Source organism: Actinomadura napierensis, from assembly GCF_039529375.1.
Lineage (GTDB): Bacteria > Actinomycetota > Actinomycetes > Streptosporangiales > Streptosporangiaceae > Spirillospora > Spirillospora napierensis.
This window is the reverse complement of sequence record NZ_BAAAMR010000001.1, coordinates 91,913-109,996: the sequence shown is the minus strand read 5'-3', so window position 1 is coordinate 109,996 and position 18,084 is coordinate 91,913. Positions and strand designations below refer to the sequence as shown.

The 18,084-nt window shown below is 70.6% G+C and carries 18 protein-coding genes; 9 read left to right on the top strand and 9 right to left on the bottom strand.

Going from position 1 to position 18,084, the window contains the following annotated elements; translation table 11 throughout:
• Genes ABD296_RS00265 through ABD296_RS00255 form a run of 3 tightly spaced genes read right to left on the bottom strand, consistent with a single transcriptional unit; the run spans nt 1 to nt 2,941 of the window.
• Complete coding sequence (locus ABD296_RS00265; RefSeq protein WP_344259976.1) at nt 1-849, bottom strand: alpha/beta fold hydrolase; 849 nt, start codon at nt 847-849, stop codon at nt 1-3.
• The gene (locus ABD296_RS00260; protein ID WP_344259974.1) at nt 846-1,769 is read right to left on the bottom strand and encodes a VOC family protein; all 924 of its coding nucleotides are present in this window, start codon (nt 1,767-1,769) and stop codon (nt 846-848) included. The genes ABD296_RS00265 and ABD296_RS00260 overlap by 4 nt, the downstream gene beginning before the upstream one ends.
• The gene (locus ABD296_RS00255; protein ID WP_344259972.1) at nt 1,766-2,941 is read right to left on the bottom strand and encodes an acyl-CoA dehydrogenase family protein; all 1,176 of its coding nucleotides are present in this window, start codon (nt 2,939-2,941) and stop codon (nt 1,766-1,768) included. Before ABD296_RS00255 ends, ABD296_RS00260 begins: the two co-directional genes overlap by 4 nt.
• Nucleotides 2,942-3,196: 255 nt before the next feature.
• Between ABD296_RS00255 and ABD296_RS00250 the strand changes: the two genes are divergently transcribed.
• Genes ABD296_RS00250 through ABD296_RS00220 form a run of 7 tightly spaced genes read left to right on the top strand, consistent with a single transcriptional unit; the run spans nt 3,197 to nt 10,557 of the window.
• The gene (locus tag ABD296_RS00250; protein WP_344259970.1) at nt 3,197-4,180 is read left to right on the top strand and encodes an isocitrate lyase/PEP mutase family protein; all 984 of its coding nucleotides are present in this window, start codon (nt 3,197-3,199) and stop codon (nt 4,178-4,180) included.
• Nucleotides 4,177-5,583: an FAD-dependent oxidoreductase gene (locus ABD296_RS00245; protein ID WP_344259968.1), complete on the top strand. Its 1,407-nt coding sequence runs from the start codon at nt 4,177-4,179 to the stop codon at nt 5,581-5,583. The genes ABD296_RS00250 and ABD296_RS00245 overlap by 4 nt, the downstream gene beginning before the upstream one ends.
• On the top strand, nt 5,577-6,347 hold the full coding sequence (locus ABD296_RS00240; protein WP_344259966.1) for an SDR family NAD(P)-dependent oxidoreductase: 771 nt from the start codon (nt 5,577-5,579) through the stop codon (nt 6,345-6,347). The genes ABD296_RS00245 and ABD296_RS00240 overlap by 7 nt, the downstream gene beginning before the upstream one ends.
• A 25-nt stretch (nt 6,348-6,372) precedes the next feature.
• Entirely contained in the window at nt 6,373-6,960 is a 588-nt protein-coding gene (locus tag ABD296_RS00235) for a cysteine hydrolase family protein (RefSeq protein ID WP_344259964.1), read from the top strand.
• 14 nt (nt 6,961-6,974) lie between these two features.
• The gene (locus ABD296_RS00230; protein ID WP_344259962.1) at nt 6,975-8,435 is read left to right on the top strand and encodes an FAD-dependent oxidoreductase; all 1,461 of its coding nucleotides are present in this window, start codon (nt 6,975-6,977) and stop codon (nt 8,433-8,435) included.
• A gap of 2 nt (nt 8,436-8,437) precedes the next feature.
• Complete coding sequence (locus ABD296_RS00225; RefSeq protein WP_344259960.1) at nt 8,438-9,241, top strand: aspartate/glutamate racemase family protein; 804 nt, start codon at nt 8,438-8,440, stop codon at nt 9,239-9,241.
• Entirely contained in the window at nt 9,238-10,557 is a 1,320-nt protein-coding gene (locus ABD296_RS00220) for an FAD-dependent oxidoreductase (protein WP_344259958.1), read from the top strand. The genes ABD296_RS00225 and ABD296_RS00220 overlap by 4 nt, the downstream gene beginning before the upstream one ends.
• Nucleotides 10,558-10,709: 152 nt before the next feature.
• On the opposite strand, the gene ABD296_RS00215 is transcribed toward ABD296_RS00220, so the two are convergent.
• From ABD296_RS00215 to ABD296_RS00200, 4 genes are all read right to left on the bottom strand, one after another.
• Nucleotides 10,710-11,243 carry a dihydrofolate reductase family protein gene (locus ABD296_RS00215; protein WP_344259956.1) on the bottom strand — a complete coding sequence of 178 codons (534 nt, stop codon included), beginning with the start codon at nt 11,241-11,243 and terminating at the stop codon, nt 10,710-10,712.
• A 30-nt stretch (nt 11,244-11,273) separates the two neighbouring features.
• Nucleotides 11,274-12,770, bottom strand: coding sequence for an MFS transporter (locus ABD296_RS00210; protein ID WP_344259954.1), 1,497 nt, complete (start codon nt 12,768-12,770; stop codon nt 11,274-11,276).
• 151 nt (nt 12,771-12,921) lie between these two features.
• Complete coding sequence (locus ABD296_RS00205; protein WP_344259950.1) at nt 12,922-14,190, bottom strand: RNA polymerase sigma factor; 1,269 nt, start codon at nt 14,188-14,190, stop codon at nt 12,922-12,924.
• Nucleotides 14,191-14,195: 5 nt separating this feature from the next.
• Nucleotides 14,196-14,573 carry a YciI family protein gene (locus ABD296_RS00200; RefSeq protein ID WP_344259948.1) on the bottom strand — a complete coding sequence of 126 codons (378 nt, stop codon included), beginning with the start codon at nt 14,571-14,573 and terminating at the stop codon, nt 14,196-14,198.
• Between the two features lie 348 nt (nt 14,574-14,921).
• On the opposite strand from ABD296_RS00200, the gene ABD296_RS00195 reads away from it, so the two are divergent.
• A complete protein-coding gene (locus ABD296_RS00195) occupies nt 14,922-16,058 on the top strand; it encodes a hypothetical protein (RefSeq protein ID WP_344259946.1) in 1,137 nt (378 codons plus the stop codon).
• Between the two features lie 287 nt (nt 16,059-16,345).
• Here ABD296_RS00195 and ABD296_RS00190 read toward each other — a convergent pair whose 3' ends face one another.
• On the bottom strand, nt 16,346-16,783 hold the full coding sequence (locus tag ABD296_RS00190; protein ID WP_344259944.1) for a nuclear transport factor 2 family protein: 438 nt from the start codon (nt 16,781-16,783) through the stop codon (nt 16,346-16,348).
• A 76-nt stretch (nt 16,784-16,859) separates the two neighbouring features.
• On the opposite strand from ABD296_RS00190, the gene ABD296_RS00185 reads away from it, so the two are divergent.
• Nucleotides 16,860-17,243, top strand: coding sequence for a hypothetical protein (locus ABD296_RS00185; RefSeq protein ID WP_344259942.1), 384 nt, complete (start codon nt 16,860-16,862; stop codon nt 17,241-17,243).
• Nucleotides 17,244-17,575: 332 nt separating this feature from the next.
• On the opposite strand, the gene ABD296_RS00180 is transcribed toward ABD296_RS00185, so the two are convergent.
• Nucleotides 17,576-18,004: an SPW repeat protein gene (locus ABD296_RS00180; protein ID WP_344259940.1), complete on the bottom strand. Its 429-nt coding sequence runs from the start codon at nt 18,002-18,004 to the stop codon at nt 17,576-17,578.
• Nucleotides 18,005-18,084 lie beyond the last annotated feature (80 nt).

Genomic DNA, 18,084 nt, shown 5'->3' with positions numbered 1-18,084 from the left:
TCACTCCGTTCCGTCCCCGACGAACGTCCGCACGATCGCCTGGAAGCGCGCGGCCTGCTCGATCTGCGTCCAGTGGCCGCACTTGTCGATCACGTAGAGGTCCGCCTGCGGCAGATGCTCGGCGAGGTAGTAGCCGCACTCCAGCGGCACGATGACGTCCTGGCGGCCGTGCACCACCAGCGCCGGGATGTCGATCTTCGCGAGGTCGTCCGGTCCGAAGCCGAGCATCTCCGGCCCGAACATCGCCCGGTGCCCCGCCTCGATCCAGGGGCGCCGGACGATCGGCATCCGCTCCGCCGCGACCGCCTCGACCGTGTCGCCGAAGGCGTCCTTGTCGTGCACGAACCGGATGAGCAGGTCGGCCATCGCCTCGACGGTCGGATCGTCGAAGTAGGTGATGAGCTTGATCAGGTCGGGGGTCGGCTCCAGGCCCGGCATGCCGCCCGAGCCCATCAGCACGATCCTGCCGACGAGGTCCGGCCGGAGCTGGGCGATGCGCAGCGAGTACATGCCGCCCATCGAGTTGCCGACGAGGACGACCTTCTCCAGGCCCAGCACGTCCACCAGTTCCAGCAGCGCCTCGATGCGGACCTCGGCCTGCGCCGTGAAGCCCTGCGGCTGCGGGTCCGGGTGGCTGGAATCGCCGAAGCCCAGAATGTCGGGGGCGATGCAGTGGTAGGTGTCGCCGAGCCCCTCGATGACCTCGCGCCAGTTGGACGCGGCGGTGACCCCGGGTCCGGAGCCGTGCAGGAACAGCAGGGCGGGCGCGCCCGGGGTGCCGGTCTGGTTGACGCGCAGGTGCCGGCCGCCGCCGATCGCGACGTCCTCGGTCCGGATCGCGGCGGTCATTCGGCGGTCTCCTCGCCGGTGACGGTGCGGAAGATCCCGGGCGGCCCCTCGATGTAGGCCTGGGAGCGGTGGTGGCCCCAGATCGACGGCAGGTCGTGGTTGCCCGCGACCCAGGTCAGGTCGTCGACGCTGATCCCGCCGTGGCCGTACTCGATCTGCATCGACGACGGCGTCTGCACGTAGATCGAGGTCATCAGGTCGTTGGTGTGCCGGCCGAGCGACAGCAGGATCTCCCGCTCCGGGTCCGCCGTGAACAGGTCGATCGCGGTGCCGAGGTCGTCGAACGACTCGACCTCCAGCATCAGGTGGTTGATGCCGGTCATGCCGGGGATCTCGGCGACCGCGAGGGAGTGGTGGCGGCCGTTGCAGTGGTAGAAGCGCAGGTTGAAGATGTCGCTCTTCACCCGGTCCGACAGGCGGAAGCCGAGCGTCTCGGCGTAGAACGCGTTGGCCCGCTCCAGGTCCGGCACGATCAGCACGACGTGGCCGAGGCCGAGGTCGCCGGTGACGAACCGGCCGCGCATGGGACGTCCGGGGAAGAACGAGTTCGGGTGGGAGTACTGCCCCCAGACCAGCTCGTGCCGGTTGCCGAACGGGTCGGCGAACCAGTGCAGCTCGGTGACCTGCCGCTCCTTGAGCTCCTCGGCGGTCCCGGCGTGCAACTCGACGCCCTTGCCGCGAAGCTCGGCGACGTAGGCGCGCAGCTCGGTCTCGTTGCCGCAGTCCCAGCCGATGTAGCGGAGCTCGTCCCGCTCCGCCGGGTGGACGGCGATCCGGTAGCCCTTGTCGTCGACCTTGACGCGGACGGCGCCGTCCGGTCCGTCGTCGGCGATGACCGCGCCGAGCAGCCGGGTGGCGTAGTCGCGCCACTCCTCGGCCTGCGGCGACGCGATCCCGAGGTAGGCGAGTTGCGAAATCAAAGCATGACCTCCGGGGCGGACGAGTCGAGGAGCGCGGCGCCGTAGTACTGGCCGACGCCGTCGGAGACCAGGAACGCGTGGCCGAGTTCGGCGATGACGTCCTGGTAGATGCGGTGCAGCGGGTGGTCGACGAAGACGGTGCGGCCCGAGGCGACCCGCATCAGCCTGTTGATCGCGAAGCCGGTCTCCTGGCAGCCCTTGGTGATGTTCCACCGCAGCCGGGCGCGCTGCCGCTTGTCCAGGAACGCGCCGGCCTCGGCGGCGTCGGTGATCGTGTCGATCGCGTCGTACATCTTCATGACGGCCGCGTCGTGCACCCATTCGGCCTCGGCCAGGTGCATCTGCATCAGCGGGTCGTCGGCGTAGGTGCCGCCCCAGTTCGCCTTGCGGACGCGGGTGCCGGCCGTCCAGTCGTCGAGGACGCGGCGGGCGAGCCCGAGCATCGGCGCGACCAGGACCAGGTTGAACATGACCGCCCACGGCACCTTGTAGAGGGTGCTCGGGTTGGTCTCCATGCCGGGCGCGGGGCGGTCGGGGTTGTACTCGTAGAGCGGGCTGGACAGGAAGCGGCGCTCGGGGATGAAGGCGTCGGCGACGACGATGTCCTTGCTGCCGGTGCCGCGCGAGCCGCCGACGTGCCAGGTGTCCTCGATGGCGTACTGGTCGCGGAACAGCAGCGCGGACCCGTAGTTCGGCACCTCGACGCCCGGCGCGACCTCGACCTTCCCGGCGAACCCGCCGAGGATCACGCCCTGGGCGTGGTCGCAGCCGGACGAGAACGACCAGCGGCCGTGCACCCGGTAGCCGCCGTCGACCGGTTCGATCCTGCCGGTCGGGGCGTAGGACGAGGAGGCGTTCCAGTCCGGGTCGGACGCCCAGATCTCGGCCTGCGTCTCCTCGGGGAAGAGCGCGAGCTGCCAGGGGTGCGACCCCATGACCCCGGCGACCCAGCCGGCGGACGGGGCGATGCGGCCGAGTTCGTAGACGCTCGTGAGGTGTTCGCGCAGCGACAGCTCGGCGCCGCCCCAGCGCTTGGGCTGCAGGCCGCGCATCAGCCCGGTCTCGCGCATGTACGTGAAGGCCCGGCCGGTCAGCGCGCGCTGCTCGGCCGAGCGATCCTCCTCGGCGCGGAACTCCGGCTCCAGCCGGCGGATCTCGTCCAGGACGGTCATCGGTGACGTTCCTTCGGGGTGTGGAGAACGTGAAAGCGTGACCGGCATCTCTGTAGCAGTCACTACATGGACCGTAGAGCGCTCGCTCCAGAGAAAGCAAGACCCCCACCGGTCCGATCCGTTGACTTGCGGCGAGTCGTCGTTATGGAGCCGCTCAAAACGACGACTCGCCGCAACTCAACGGGTGGGTTGCGTTTGGGTGGTGACCGGTGTCACGGTTAATGTCTGTAGTAATCACTACATGGAGGAGGCGTCGTGTCGCACACCCCGCCTTGGGAGCCGGGCCTGCTCCCGTCGCTGACCGGGGTCGGCCCCGGCCCGAGCGCCCGCGACAAACGGGCCGCGCTGCGCGCCGCGCTCGCCGCCGCCACGGCGGGCGGGCCGGGCACGGCGGTCGATCCGCTCGTGCTGCCGGGCGCGACCGACGCCCTGGGCGCCCGGCTCGTCGAGGACGCCGGCTTCGGTGCCGTCTACGCCACCGGCGCCGGGCTCGCCAACGCCGGCTTCGGCCTGCCCGACATCGGGCTCGTCTCCCAGACCGAGGTCGCCGACCATGCCGGACGGCTCACCGAGGCGACCCGCGTCCCGCTGATCTGCGACGCCGACACCGGCTACGGCGGCCCGCTGGCGGCGATGCGCACCGTCCGCCTGCTGGAGCGCGCCGGGGTGGCCGGCCTCCAGCTGGAGGACCAGGAGATGCCCAAGCGGTGCGGGCACTTCGACTCGCACGCGCTGATCCCGTCCGGGCACATGCAGACCAAGATCGCGGCGGCGTGCGAAGCGCGCACCGACGACGCACTGGTGATCATCGCCCGCACGGACGCCCGGTCCGTGCACGGGATCGACGAGGCGATCGAGCGCGGCCGCGCCTACGCCGAGGCCGGCGCCGACGTCCTGTTCGTCGAGGCGCCCCGGACGGTCGGCGAGCTCGCCCTCGTCGGCCGCGAACTGGCCGGCGTCCCGCTCGTCGTCAACGTCGTCGAGGGCGGCAAGACCCCGCAGCTGAGCGTGGCGGAGTACGCCGAGCTGGGCTTCGGGATCGTGCTGTTCGCCAACTACCTGATGCGCTCGATGCACCTCGCCGGGCAGGAGGCGCTGGCGCACCTGAAGGAGCACGGGGAGACCGCGTCGCGCGCCGGCCGGATGGCGAGCTGGGAGCAGCGGCAGAGCCTGTTCAACCTGCCGCGCTTCAGCGCCGCCGAAAGCGCGCTGGACCGCGAGCTGGGGAGCAACTCGTGAGCTCCATCGCCGGCCTGCCGGTCGAAACCGAGCCGCCCGAGCGCGTCGGCGTCCTCGTCCTCGGCGCGGGCCTCGCCGGCTGCGCCGCCCTGCTGGCCGCCGCCGAGGCGGGCCGGTACGCGCTGCTGCTGGAGAAGACCGGCGAGATCGGCGGCTCCACGGTGAAGTCCGCGGGCCTGTCCGCGTTCGCCGGCACCGACGAGCAGGCCGAGCAGGGCATCGCCGACTCCGTCGACCTGCTCCGCAAGGACCTCCTCGACGTGGGAAGGGACCGCAACGACCCGGCGCTCGTCGACCTGTACTGCGAGCACCAGCTCGCGACGTACCGGTGGCTGAAGGAGCACGGCGTCCGGTACGGCGAGATCCACGCCGCCTCGGGCCAGTCGGCGCCGCGCAGCCACCCCGCCGACACCACCCGCATGCTGGAGCTGCTGCTCAAGGCGGCCGGTGAGCTGGGCGCGCGCATCATGCTGAACGCCCCCGCGCATCGGCTGCTGCACGACGGCGCCCGCGTGACCGGCGTCCGGCTCGCCGACGGCCGCGAGGTACTGGCCGACGCGGTCGTGCTCGCCACCGGCGGCTTCTCGATGAACCCGGACCTGCTCGCCACCTTCGCGCCGCAGATGGAGCACGCACTCCGCCAGGGCGGTGCCGGCAACCAGGGCGACGGCCTCAAGATGGCCATGGCGCTCGGCGCCGGCGTCCGCGACACCCCGTACATCAAGGGCACCTACGGGCACTACCACGTCGAGCATCCCGACGAGGACGGCACCGGCATCCTCGCCGTCTACAAGGGCGCGATCGCGGTCAACCGCGAAGGCCGCCGCTTCGTGGACGAGTCGAGGAACTACAAGGAGATCGGCGACGCCGCGCTCGCCCAGCCCGGCGTGACCACCTGGCAGGTCTTCGACGCCCGGACGATGGCCCTCGCCAACGACGAGGTCCCGATCTACGAGTTCGCGGGACGCGAGCGGGCCGGGATGCTGCTCAAGGCCGACACGATCGGTGGCCTGGAAGCCGAAATCGGCCTCCCCGAGGGCTCCCTGCAACGCACGGTCGCCGAGTACAACGCGGCGATCGAGCACGGCGGACCCGACGCGTTCGGACGAGTTCACCTGTCCGGCGCGGTGGGGGAGCGGATGCCGATCGACCGGCCGCCGTTCTACGCCCACCCGTCCGGCACCGTCGTGCTCGCGACGTACTGCGGGCTCACCGTCGACACCCGGATGCGGGTCCTCGACTGGTGGGGCGAGCCGATCGGGCGCCTCTACGCCGCCGGCGAGATCACCGGCGGGTTCCACGGTGCCGGCTACATGACCGGCACCTCCATCGGCAAGTCCGGCGTCTTCGGCCGGATCGCCGGCCGCAACGCCGCCGGCGAGGAGAGCGAGCTCCCATGGTGACGTCCGCCTTCGACCTCACCGGCCAGGTCGCCCTCGTCGTCGGCGTGGCCCCCGGCGGCCTCGGCGAGCGCGCGGCGCACGCGCTGGCCGACGCCGGCGCGGAGATCGCCGTCGCCGACCTGCCGTCGCGCGCCGCCGACCTCGCCGGAACGGCGCGGGACCGCGGGGCGAGCGCGCACGAGGTCGACGTCACCGACGAGGCGTCCGTCGCCGCACTCTTCGAGGGCGTCATCGCCGCGCACGGGCGGCTCGACGTCGTCGTCAACGCCGCTGGCGTCATGCTGCGCAAGCCGTACGACGAGACGTCCGTCGAGGAGTTCGAGCGGGTCGTCCGGGTCAACCTCACCGGGACCTGGCTGGTCGGACGCGAAGCCGGCAAGGCCCTCACCCGCCAGGGGCGCGGTGGACGCATCGTCAACCTCACCACCGTCTACGCCGAACGCGTCGGACCCGTCCCCGAGTCGGCGTACTACTCGTCCAAGGCCGGCGTCGTGAACGTGACGCGGGCGCTGGCCGCCGAACTCGGCCCGCACGGCGTCAACGTCAACTGCCTGGCCCCCGGCGTCTTCTACCCCACCCAGATGACGGCCGCGCTCGGCGCCGACCCCGACCGCCTGAAGTGGTTCGGCCAGCGCACCATGCTCGGCCGGCTCGGCGACCCCGCCACCGACTTCGCCGGCCCCCTGCTCCTGCTCGCGAGCCCCGCCGCCTCGTACATGACCGGCCAGGTCGTGTACGTCGACGGCGGCTGGTCCGCCTGGTAGCCCGATCCCTCCAAGGAGACCCCTGATGACCACCGCCACGAAGGCCCTGCTCATGCTCGACTACCAGGTCGCGCTCTGCGAGGAGGGGCCGCACCTGCGGATGCCCCCGCTCGCCGCGCAGATCGCCGAACGCGGCGTCCTCGCCACGGCCGGACGGGTGCTCGCCGCCGCCCGCACGGCCGGGACGCTCGTCGTGCACGTCCGGCTCGCGTTCGACCCGTCCTACAAGCTGCGCACCAACCGGCTGCCGCGCTTCGACCCCTACGAGGAGCAGCGCGCGATGCTCGCCGACTCCCCGGAGGCGCAGATCGTCAAGGCGCTGGCGCCTGTCGCGGGCGAGCCCGTCATCGACAAAGGCTGCGTCGACCCGTTCGTCGGGACCGCGCTGCGGGACGTCCTGGCCGCCGAAGGCGTCACCGAGGTCGTCCTCGGCGGCGTCGCCACCAACCTCGTCGTCGAGTCGGCCGCCCGGCACGCCTCCGACTCCGGCCTTCAGGTGACCGTGGTCGAGGACATGTGCGCCTCCTTCCGGCCCGACTTCCACGCGTTCTCCGTGACGAACATGCTGCCGCTGTTCGGCTCCGTGATCAGCTCCGCCGAGCTCGCACTCTGAGGGGACGCCACGCCATGACCGAACAGACCCACCGCTACGACGTCGTCGTGGTCGGCGGCGGGGTCGCGGGCCTGTCGGCCGCGGTCTCCGCGGCCGAGAACGGCGCCCGCGTCGCGCTCCTGGAGCGCTCCCCAGAGGCCGAGACCGGCGGCAACACCCGCTACACCGAGGCGTTCCTGCGGATGAAGTCGCTGGACGAGGTCGCCGACGGCTTCGAGGACGCGCTCGTCGACGACTTCATGGGCCATCCCGACCCGTCCATCGTCAACGACGCGGCGCTCCCGCCCCGGCGGCAGAGCGGCCTGTACCGGGCCACGCACACCGTCGATCCCGACTACGTCGCCGTGCTGTCCGAGAACGCGCCGCCGACGCTGCACTGGATGTCCGGCCACGGCGTCCGGTTCGACTTCATGCCGACCCCGTTCCTCACCCGCTCGACGACCCGGATGGCCCCGGTCGGCGGCGGCCTCGCCATCGTCGAGACGATGGGCAAGGCCGCCCGCGGGCTCGGCGTCGAGTTCCACTTCGAGACCACCGCCCGCCGGCTCGCCTTCTCCGACCGCGGCGTCACCGGCGTGGTCGCGCACACCCCGGCCGGCCCCGCCGTGTTCGAGGGCGCGGCCGTCCTCGCCAGCGGCGGCTACCAGGGCAACTTCGAGCTGATGGCCCGCTACCACGGCGACAGGGCCCTGACCTGCCGTCCCGTCGCCAAGGGCGGCAACTACAACAAGGGCGAAGGGCTGGAGATGGCGCTCGCGCTCGGCGCCGCCACCGCCGGGAACTTCGCCCTCTTCCACGCCGAGCCGATCGACCCGCGCAGCGGCGAGCCCGAGGCCGCGATCTTCTGCTTCCCCTACGGCGTCCTCGTCAACAAGGAAGGGCGGCGGTTCGTGGACGAGGCGCGCGGCACCGTCGACGCCTGGTACGAGCGCACCACCCGCGCCATCCAGGCCCAGACCGAGGGGATCGCCTGGGCGATCCTCGACCAGCAGGGGCTCGCGGTGCCGAACCTGATGGCGGGCGTGCGCACCGACGTCCCGCCCGTCACCGCTTCCAGCATCGGCGAACTGGCTCGTCTGCTCGGCCTGCCCGCCGCGGACGTTGAGCGCACCGTCGAGGCCTACAACGCGGCCTGCCCTCCCTCGGACGGCTTCGACCACAGCGCGCCCGACGGCCTCGCCACCACCGGGCTGGACGTCCCGAAGTCGAACTGGAGCCGGCCCGTCGCGCAGGGGCCGTTCGCCGCGTACCCGATCATGGCGGCCAACGTCTTCAGCTTCGGTGGCCTCAAGACCACCTCCGCCGCCGAGGTCGTCGACCGCGACGGCCGCCCCATGACCGGCCTGTACGCGGCGGGGGAGTTGACCGGGCTGTACTACTCCAACTACACCGGCTCCACGTCGGTGCTGCGCGGCGCGACGTTCGGCCGGATCGCCGGCGCGAACGCCGCCGCCCACGCCGCGGCGGGGGTGTGACCGTGCGGATCTGGCACCAGTCCTTCACCGTCCTCGACGACGTCCCGCACTACCGCGACGCGCTCGCCCGCCACATGCTGTCGCAGGCGGCCCCCGGAACCGAGATCGACTTCCACGGGATGAAGCCCGGCACCTATCCGTCCGACTATCCCGGGACCCATATCGGCTATGCCTACCTCGCCGGCCTGCACAAGGAGCAGTTCGTGCACGCGGCGCTGCGCGCGCAGGACGAGGGCTACGACGCCTTCCTCATCGCGACCATCCCCGACACCGCGTACGAGGAGGTCCGCACGATCGTCGACATCCCCGTCATCGCGTTCGGCCAGACCTCGGTCCTGATGGCCGGGGCGCTCGGCGATCGCGTCGGGATCGTCAACTTCATCGCCGCCCTCGAACCCCAGATCCGGCGCAACATGGGCAACTACCGCATCGACCGGCTCGTCGGGCCCATCGTCCAGGTCGAGGCGGAGTTCACCGACGTCATGGCGGCGTACTCCGACCCGGAGCCGCTGCTCGACGCGTTCACCCGCGCCGCCCGCAAGGCCATCGCGGACGGCGCGAACGTCATCGTCCCCGGCGAGGGGCCGCTCAACGTGTTCCTCGCCGACCAGGGCCTGTCCCGCGTCGACGACGTGCCGGTGCTCGACTCCCTCGGCACCTGCGTCCGCGTCGCGGAACTGCGCGCCGCGCAGTACCGCGCCACCGGCCTCACCCCGGCGCGGACCGGCTTCTACGGCGCGCGCCCGCCCCGCCCGCTGATCGACGCCGCGCGCGACTTCTACGGCACGAACAGGACCCTGTCATGACCTGGGACGCCGAGGTCGACGTGGCCGTCATCGGCGGCGGAGCCTGCGGCGTGATGACCGCCCTCCGCGCCGCCCGCGACACCGGCCGCGTCGTCGCCGTCTTCGAGAAGTCCACCCGCGAGGGATGCAACGCGGCGATCTCCTCCGGCTCCCTCGCCGCCGGAGGCACCCGCTTCCAAGCCGCCGCGGGCATCGACGACTCGCCGCAACGGCACGCCGACGACATCCTCCGGGCCAGCGGCGACGAGGAGTGGCGCCCTGTCGTGGAGGCGCTCTGCGCGGCCGCCCCGCGGATCGTGGAGTGGATCGCCGACACCGGCTACCCGATCGAGATCGGCACCGACATGCCCCGCGCCGGGATGGCGGCCCTGCGCCTGCACACCGACACCGGACGCCAGGGCGGCGCCCGCCTCATGCGCCACCTGCGCGCCCTGCTCGAAACCCACGACAACGCCGCCTTCGTCGACGAGGCCCCCGCCGTCGACCTCGTCTCGGACGACGGCGAGGTCACCGGCGTCGTCATCGCGCAGAACGGCTCGCTGCAACGCGTCCGGGCGAGCGCCGTCGTCCTCGCCGCCGACGGCTTCGCGGCCGACCAAGCCCTGGTCAAACAGCATCTGCCTCACCTCGGTACCCCGTTCTACGGCGGCGTCTCCACCTCGACCGGCGACGCGCTCGCCTGGGCACGGCGGCTGGGCGGCCGGCTGCGGAACATGGGCGCCGGCCTGCGCTCCGGTCTCGTCGTCGTCGACCACGGCACCCGCGTGTCCCCGGCCCTGCCGTTCAACGGCGCCGTCCTGGTCAATTGGGAAGGCGAGCGCTTCGTCGACGAGGAGTCCAAGGGCTACTCGTCCATGGCGGGCGTCCTGCAACGGCAGACCGGCGAGCGCGCCGCGATGATCTGGGACGCCACCGCGATGGCCGCCACCCGCGAGTCGGAGATGATGCGCGAAAGCCTCGCGGCCGGCGCCGTCCGCGACTGCGCCACCCTCGACGACCTGGCCGCCTCCCTGGGCCGGACGATGGAGGAGACCGAGCGCGCCCTCGCCCCGCTGCCCGGTCGCCGCCGGCTCACCGACCCCTACCATCTGGCCTGGGTCACCCACGGCCTGCTCACCACCCAGGGCGGTCTGGTCATCGACCCGTCCGGCCGCGTCCTGGACCAGGCCGATGAGCCGATCCCGGGCCTGTACGCGGGCGGCGGCACCGCGTGCGGCCTGGCCGGCCCCCACTCCGACGGCTACCTCTCCGGCAACGGTCTGCTCTCCGCCTTCGGCATGGGCTGGATCATCGGCAACGCACTGTCCACCACCTGAAGGTGATGAGACAGGCACGGTCTCCAGAGGACGTGGGTTTCGAAGCCCGTGATCTTCTGGAGGAACCGTGCCTGCGGCCTCCGTGGGATGGCTACCTGGGCCTCGTGAACTCAAAGGGTGACACGTCGCGGGATCCGGGCTGCCGCGCGAGGTCAGCGCGGCACATAGGTGAGGATGACCGACCCGTTCTGGAATCGCTTCTCGCCGGTGAGGCTGAGGTCCAGCCCTGCGGTGTCCACGTGTTCGAAGAGCCGTTGCCCTGAGCCGGCCACGACGGGCATGTACCAGAAGTGGAACTCGTCGATCAGGTGGTGCTGGACGAGTGTGGCGTCGAACCGAGTGGTGCCGTACTTGATGAGGTCCTTGCCCGGCTGCTTCTTCAGCTCCGCGATCGCGTTGGAGGGGTCGGGTCCCAGCAGGGTGGCGTTCCAGGTCGTCTCGGCCAGTGAGCGGGACGCGACGTGCTTGGGCATGGCGTTGATGCGGTCGATGTAGGGGTTGCCGGTGACGTGGCCCCAGTTGGCGTAGAAGGTCTCGTAGGTCTTCCGGCCCATGACGAACGCGTCGTAGTTGCCGAGTTGTTCGAGCGAGTACGCCGAGGACTCGGCGTCGAAGAGGGCCCAGCGGTCAGGGGCTTCGATGACGCCGTCCAGCGTGACGAGCGTCGACTCGATGAGTTTGCGCACGGTGGTTCTCCTAGGTGATGAGCGCGGTGGTCAGTCGGCGGGGGCAGGTTCTGGGACTTGGCCTTGCAGGACGGTGGTGACCTCTGTGATGTCGGTGCGCCTGATGAGCAGGAAGGCGATGGGGATTCCGGCCAGGGCGATGAGTCCGCAGACCCAGAAGGCGGTGTGGAACCCGCCGGTGAGGGCGCCTGCCATGGCGTGGCCTTGGCCGTGGAGGTGGCGGGTGCGGGTGGCCGCCACGGTGGAGGCGATGGCGATCCCGATGGCGCCGCCGAGTTGCTGGGAGGAGTCGATGAGGCCGGAGGCGACGCCTGCGTCCCGTTCGGTGACGCCGACCAGAGCTCCGATCGATACCGGAATGAAGATCCAGGTGACGGTGCCGGTGAGGAGGAAGGGGCCGGCCAGGCTCGCCCAGAAGCCGCCGTGGGCGGGCGCCTGGGTCGCCCACAGGATCCCGGCGCCGGTCAGGGTCAGCCCGGCCGCCAGCACCAATCTGATGGAGGTGCGGGTGACGAGCATCTGCGCCGGCCCCGCGAGGACCACTCCGGTCAGGCCGACGGTGAGCCAGGCGAGGCCGGTGTTCATCGCGGAATAGCCGAGTACTTGCTGCATGTAGAGGGTGCCGATGAAGATGTACCCGTAGAAGCTGGCGCCGAGCAGGAACCCGACGGCGTTGGACCCGGCGAGGGTGCTCAGCCGGAACAGGCGCAGCGGCAGCAGCGGCGCTTGCGCCCTGGCCTCGATGGCCACGAACGCGGCCAGCAGGGCCGCCGACGTCGCGATCAGGGCCAGGGTCCGGGTGGCCGTCCACCCGGCGGTCGGCGCCTGCGAGATGGCGTACACCATGATCACTAGCGCGGCGGTCACGGTGATGGCGCCGAACGGGTCGTAGCGGCGGCGCGCGCCGCTCAGCCTGCTTTCCGGCACTACACGCCGGGTCAGGAGCAGCGCGGCCCCGCCGACGGCCACGTTCAGGTAGAAGATGTACGGCCAGCCCGCGTAGCGAGTGAGGGCGCCGCCGGCCAGCACGCCGACGGTCGCGCCGCTCGCGCCGATGGCGCCCCACAGGCCGAGTGCCTTGTTGCGCTCGGTGCCCTCGGTGAACATGTTCATCACGATCGACAGCGCGGCGGGCAGCACCAGGGCGGCGCCCAGGCCCTGGACGCCCCGCATGATGATCAGGAAGACGCCGCTGGTGGCCAGCGCGCAGGCCAGCGAGGCCGCCGTGAACAACGCCAGCCCGGCCGTGAACACGCGCCTGCGCCCGAGCAGGTCCGCGGCTCGGCCGCCCAGCAGCAGGAACCCGCCGAAGGCGAGCGCGTAGGCGGTCACCACCCACTGCAGGTCCGCCTGCGCGAAATCCAGCTTGCGGCCGATCGTCGGCAACGCGACGTTGACGATCAGCATGTCGACCGCCGTCATGAAGTACGCCACGGCCAGCAGCGAGAACGCCCGCCACCGGTGCACCCGGCCCGGTGGCGCGGCCTGGCCGGCGCCGATGTCGCTGCCGGGGTCCACCGCGGTCACGGCCGCGTCCGCTCGTTCGGGTGCTCGGCGCGCGGTCGCCGGCGGAGGTCCTTCACGCGGTGTGTTGACGACTCTGGCATCGGTCTCTCCTGGACTGATCGGGTGATCTCAGGAGGACGACGAATGGCGGCCGCCGGAACCGGACACGCCTCTAGAAGATTTTCAGGCTCTCGATCCGCCGCTCGAAGGACGCACGCTCGGCGGTGCTGCGGGCCAGCGCGATCGCGTGCTCGTAGTGCCCCCGGGCCGCGGCGTGGCGGCCGGCACGCCGTTCCAGGTCGGCAAGGGCCGCCCAGTAGAAGGGGTACCGAGACAGCTTGGGCTCCTCCGCCAGGGCGACCAGCTCGCGGCGGCCCTCGTCGACACCGTCCCGTTCGGCCACGGCCAGCGCACGGTTGAGCGCCACGACGGGGCTCCAGGACTGTTCGGCGAGGACCTCGTAGAAGCCGATGATCCTGTCCCAGTTGGTCTCCCGGACCGAAGGCGCGATCGCGTGCTCGCAGGCGATGCCGGCCTCCAGATGCCAGCGGGACAGGTGATCCCCGGTGGCCGCGTGGGCGAGATGGACCAGACCGCGCTCGATACGCACCCGGTCCCAGCGGCTCCGGTCCTGGTCCTCCAGGGGGACGAACACACCGTGCTCGTCCATGCGCGTCGATAGTCGAGCGGTGCCGAAGCAGAACAACGCGGCCAGAGCGTGGATGTCCGGATGCGCGGTCGCCCTGGCCTGAAGCAGCAACTCGGTGAGGCGCAGAGCGTCGTCGCACATGAAAGGACGCACCGGATCCTGCGGGTTGCTGCCGTGATAGCCCTCGTTGAACAGCAGATACAGCGATCGCAGAACCGAGCCCCGCCGGGTGCCGACGTCGGGCAGGTCGTCCACGTCGGGCAACCGGCCCAGCTCACGCAGGCGTCCGCGACCGCGATGCAGGCGTCGATCGATGGTCTGGGTGTCCACCAGGAACGCTTGACCGATCTCCTTCGGCGACAGACCGCACAGCCACCGAAGGATCAGGGTGACTTGCGTCTCGCGGCTCAGGCCGGGATCACAAACGGCGAACATCATCGCCAACTGGCTGGTTCCCTCGGCCGCCGGAGCCAGGGCCGCCTCGATGGTGTCGGTCAGCGCGGTCGTCGTCGCCAGTTCGGGCAGCAAAGAGCGGCGCCGCTGCTCCCTGCGGATGATGTCGACCGCCCGGTTGTGGGCCGCACGGATGATCCATGCCTTGGGGTCCTTCGGCAGCCCGAAGCGCCACGCCTGCATGGCGCTGACCAGCGCGTCATGGACGACGTCCTCGGCGAGCGGGATGTTCGACGGACCCAGCACCCGGATCAGCGCGCTGACCAGGTGCGCGTACTCCCTGCGGAACAGGTCCTCTACCAGCTCCGCAGATGAGAGCGCCCCGGGCCCTTCATTCACCAGCGTCAGATCCGATAATCCTGGATCGGCCGCACCTCGACGGACCCTCCGAACTCATACGTCGGGCATCCGCGCGCGACCTCGATGGCGTCTTCCAAAGAGGCCGCCTCAATGATCATGCTGCCGGTCACGAGATCCTTCGACTCGGCGTACGGCCCGTCGGTGACCAGGTCCCGACCGCGAACCGTCGCCCCGGGCCCGTCGAGCGCGGTTCCGGTGTTACGCCTGCCCTGCCCGGCCAACTCCTCCGACCAGCGGTACCACTTCTCGACATGAGCCTGAAGCTCGGACGGCGACAGGCCATCACGCGAAACAGCACCCCCACGAAAGATCAACATGAACGTGCTCCGCGGGACGTGGTCCTCGCCCTCGGGTTCCGGCATCACGACCTCCATGTATCCGCCGCCAGGCAGCTTGGATCCAGCGATCACCCGGCCTGGCCCCAGCGCCACACCAGCGGCGACAAGTCCAGCCCGAAAGCAATACCACAGCATCGGCCGACGCCGACCGGAACACATCTTCTCCCGCCCCGGCCGACCGGCTGACGCAACCAGCTTTATGATCTTCGTCGCCGGGCCGGCAGCGGGGACGAGGGACGGGACTTTTCAATGACGGCACCGCCGGATGAGCAGCGGATCGCGTACCAAAGCCACCTCGTTTGGTTCTGGCCGGTGTTCTGGCCGGTCGCCATCGCACTCAGGTGGTTTCTCGGCTGGGACGCCGGAGGGCCGTTGGTCCTGTGGATTCCCGCCATCGCGCTCCTGGAGACCAACGCGATCCTGACCGCCCTGCGCGTCAGGCGCGGCCTGACCCTCGGCGCGCGGGGGATCATCTGGCACAAGCACGAGATGCGCCTTTCGTGGGCCAACGTGACGGCGGTGGAGGAGAGCACCCGCTGGGGCGTTGCGCGGCTGGTCGTACGCCTCGGCGATTCCGGCCAGGCGCAGGAGGACGTGTCGCTCCCGGCCCGAGCGGAGGTCCGCAGGAACCTGCGGCGGTTCGGTGCCCCGATCGCCCTGCGTACAAGGCCCCTCGCCCGTCCCGCGGCGGAGGTCGCCGAGCTCGCCGACCGGCTGCGGCAGGAGTACGAGCCGCCGCAGGGAGTCATGGGGTTCCTGTCCGGTGCCACCTCGCCGGAGCAGGAACGGGCCCGGAAATCCGCGCGCCTGTGGATGAGGCTGGCGAACGCCGGTCTGTGTGTGCTGCTGGTCGGCGCCCTCACCGTCAACGTCGTGCCGTCGAGCCCTTCGCAGATCGGCTTCTTCTTCAAACCGACCACCGGCCCGGGCTACATTGACCAGGCCCTGTTCATGACCAACTACGGGACCGCCGCCACAGCGCCCACCCTGAAACTCGTTCCGCTCGACCGGGCCGGGCACGCGCTCCCCGGAGTCACCGTCCGCACCGCGTACGGAAGTGACCGCGGGCTGGTGGTCCTCCCGCCCCACTCGACCGAATCCGACGTGCTCGCCTTCGACGGGCCCGGCTTCCGGGACGTCACCGACGTCCGGGTGGTGGTACGCCGCAAGGACCACCCGAAACGGCCGGCGATCGCTGCCGAGGATCTGCGCGCGCGCCGGTTGCTGGGCACCCGGTTCACCAATCCCTTCCAGGACTTCGACACCCTGCTCCTGCACAACACCAACAGCGTCGCAGTCGCAGTGCGGGTGGTGTGCATCCTCTGGGACGACCCGCCTGCGGGGGCCGCACAGCAGATGGTGCGCAGCCTTCCTATCGGCGGGCTGATCTCGATCGGTCCTTTCGACGAGGCCCGGGTGCCGGTGGCCGAGCCGGTTCGGAGCCTGGCGAGAGATTGCGGGAGCGTCATGGTCTACTACTCGCGCCCCGACCCACCGGCCAGCGTGTAGGCGGAGTGGCCGACGGCGTTGGGACGACAACACAACGGTCAGCCCGCAGGCGGAGGCGCCGCCGAGCAGCCCGAAGGCGGCTCGCGCGGCGCCCGCCGAAATGTTGACCACGGTCGGCCGCAGGGCGCGGATGACGCACCGTGCGCGATGGTCACAATCGCCTTCGGAGCACGACTGGAGGCCGCAGCTTGACGGCCTGGGCAGATCGGATGACTGAGCCCTCCCGGCACCGAGCTTCCGCGATCGCAGCGAGAAGCGCGCACGGCCCGATGCCGGTTTCCCGCGCCCTACGGCGAGTTCAGGGTGGCCATCACGCGATCCGGTTCCCAGTGGGCGCGGAACGAGGTGATCAGGCCGTCGTCATCGACCGTGTAGACGGTCAGGCAGTCGATCGTCATGGTGGTCTCGCCGTCGAGCGTCGCGGTGATGGTGACGACGTTGGCGCAGGCGGGACCGTTGGCGAATGAGTCGCTCACCCGGAAGTGGAACTTCCGCACCCGGGCGATGTTCTCGTCCCAGAACCGCTCGATCCCGTCCGGCCCGCGGTGCCCCTTGCCCTCGGGATCGAGCATCGAGGGGCCGACGGGGTCCTCGATGACGGCGTCGGGGCCGAACAGCGCGAGCCACTCCTGCTTGCGTCCGCCGGCGGCCGCGGCCATCGCCGCGCGCACCGCCCGGCGCGCGGGGTGGTCACCGTCCGGTGCGTCCCAGCTGACTGCGGTCATGACGCAAACTGTAACGTGTTCTCGTTTCCGGTCAACGGTCTCCACCGTTCCATCAGGTAGCTGCCGGATCATCCGCTTGACCAGCCTCGCTCGGGGCGTCCTTCACCACTGCGGCGACCATCTGGAGCTCGGCCGCCGCGGGGCCGCGTCGATCGCCCGCCGGCACTCCCTCAGTTCCGTTGCGCACACCATCGACGAACTGCGTCACCGCCTGCACGCCATCGACCCTGATGTCCTGGTCGGCGGCGGTCCCGCCGTGCAGCTCGACTACCGCCGCGCCGCCTTGAGCTACACCGAGCGCATCGTCCCGCTGATGCTGCTGGCCACCGTGGTCCTGTCCTTCGCCGTCTCACTCGACCTGTCCCGCTCTCGTCTTCACCCGCATGCTGGACTACGACAACGGCAGGGAAGCACCGCACAAGAGCATGCAGGGCCTCTGGGTGCGGACGGGTGGTTGTGAAAGATCAACCGTCCTACCGGGGGCTTCCTGACGTTCCGGACCAGCCGCGCCGTCCGGAATCGCCCTGGGTGCTTTGCGTCCCGCAATGGCTTTAGTGTGAATGTTTGGGGGCCGTGGGGACTTCGGACAGGTTTCTCGGCGAGTGGTCGGCCCCGAGGAAGGCCGTATGAGGAGTGTGCGATTCCGAGAAGCTGCATCGCGTTGGAAAAGGCTCAAGGGTGCAATGGTCACGGCGTGGTCTCCGTGTCTTCGGCCCCTTTTCTCGATGCCTCAGGTCGCGAGCACGGGTCAGGGGCGACGCTGGGCGCCGGCCCTGACCCGTCCGGGTGGCGTTATGACCGGCGCATGGCCGCCAAGCCCATGGCGGCCGCTCCGAGAACGAGCGCGATGGCACCCGTCACTACGTTGTTCCAGATGGTGGACGTCGTGGACATGTCACCGCGGATCACCCAGGGTGCGATGATCGTCCATGTCCCTATCACCGGTGTCACCCACGTCAGGCCATGCGTGCGGCCGTATGCGGAGGCGAAGCCGACGGCCAGCAGGGTCACCGCGATCCCCATGATCAGGTTGTTGACCGTGAGGTTGGTGAGGCCGCTGAACCCGACGATCCAGGAGGACGCCGCCAGGTAGAGGCCGGCGAGCGCGATGAGTCCGTTCACGCCCTGCGCGACGGGCGTCTCCGCCGCGGCTTCGTACCGGGCGCGCATCTCGATGATGTCCGGGTGTTGTTCGATGCTCCCCGCAGGATGAGTGGTCATGGATCTACTCCTTTCCCTCTCGTCGTCCATACGGCTCGGCGAAGACCGGCATATGCGGTGCCGGTATGTATCGCCTCACG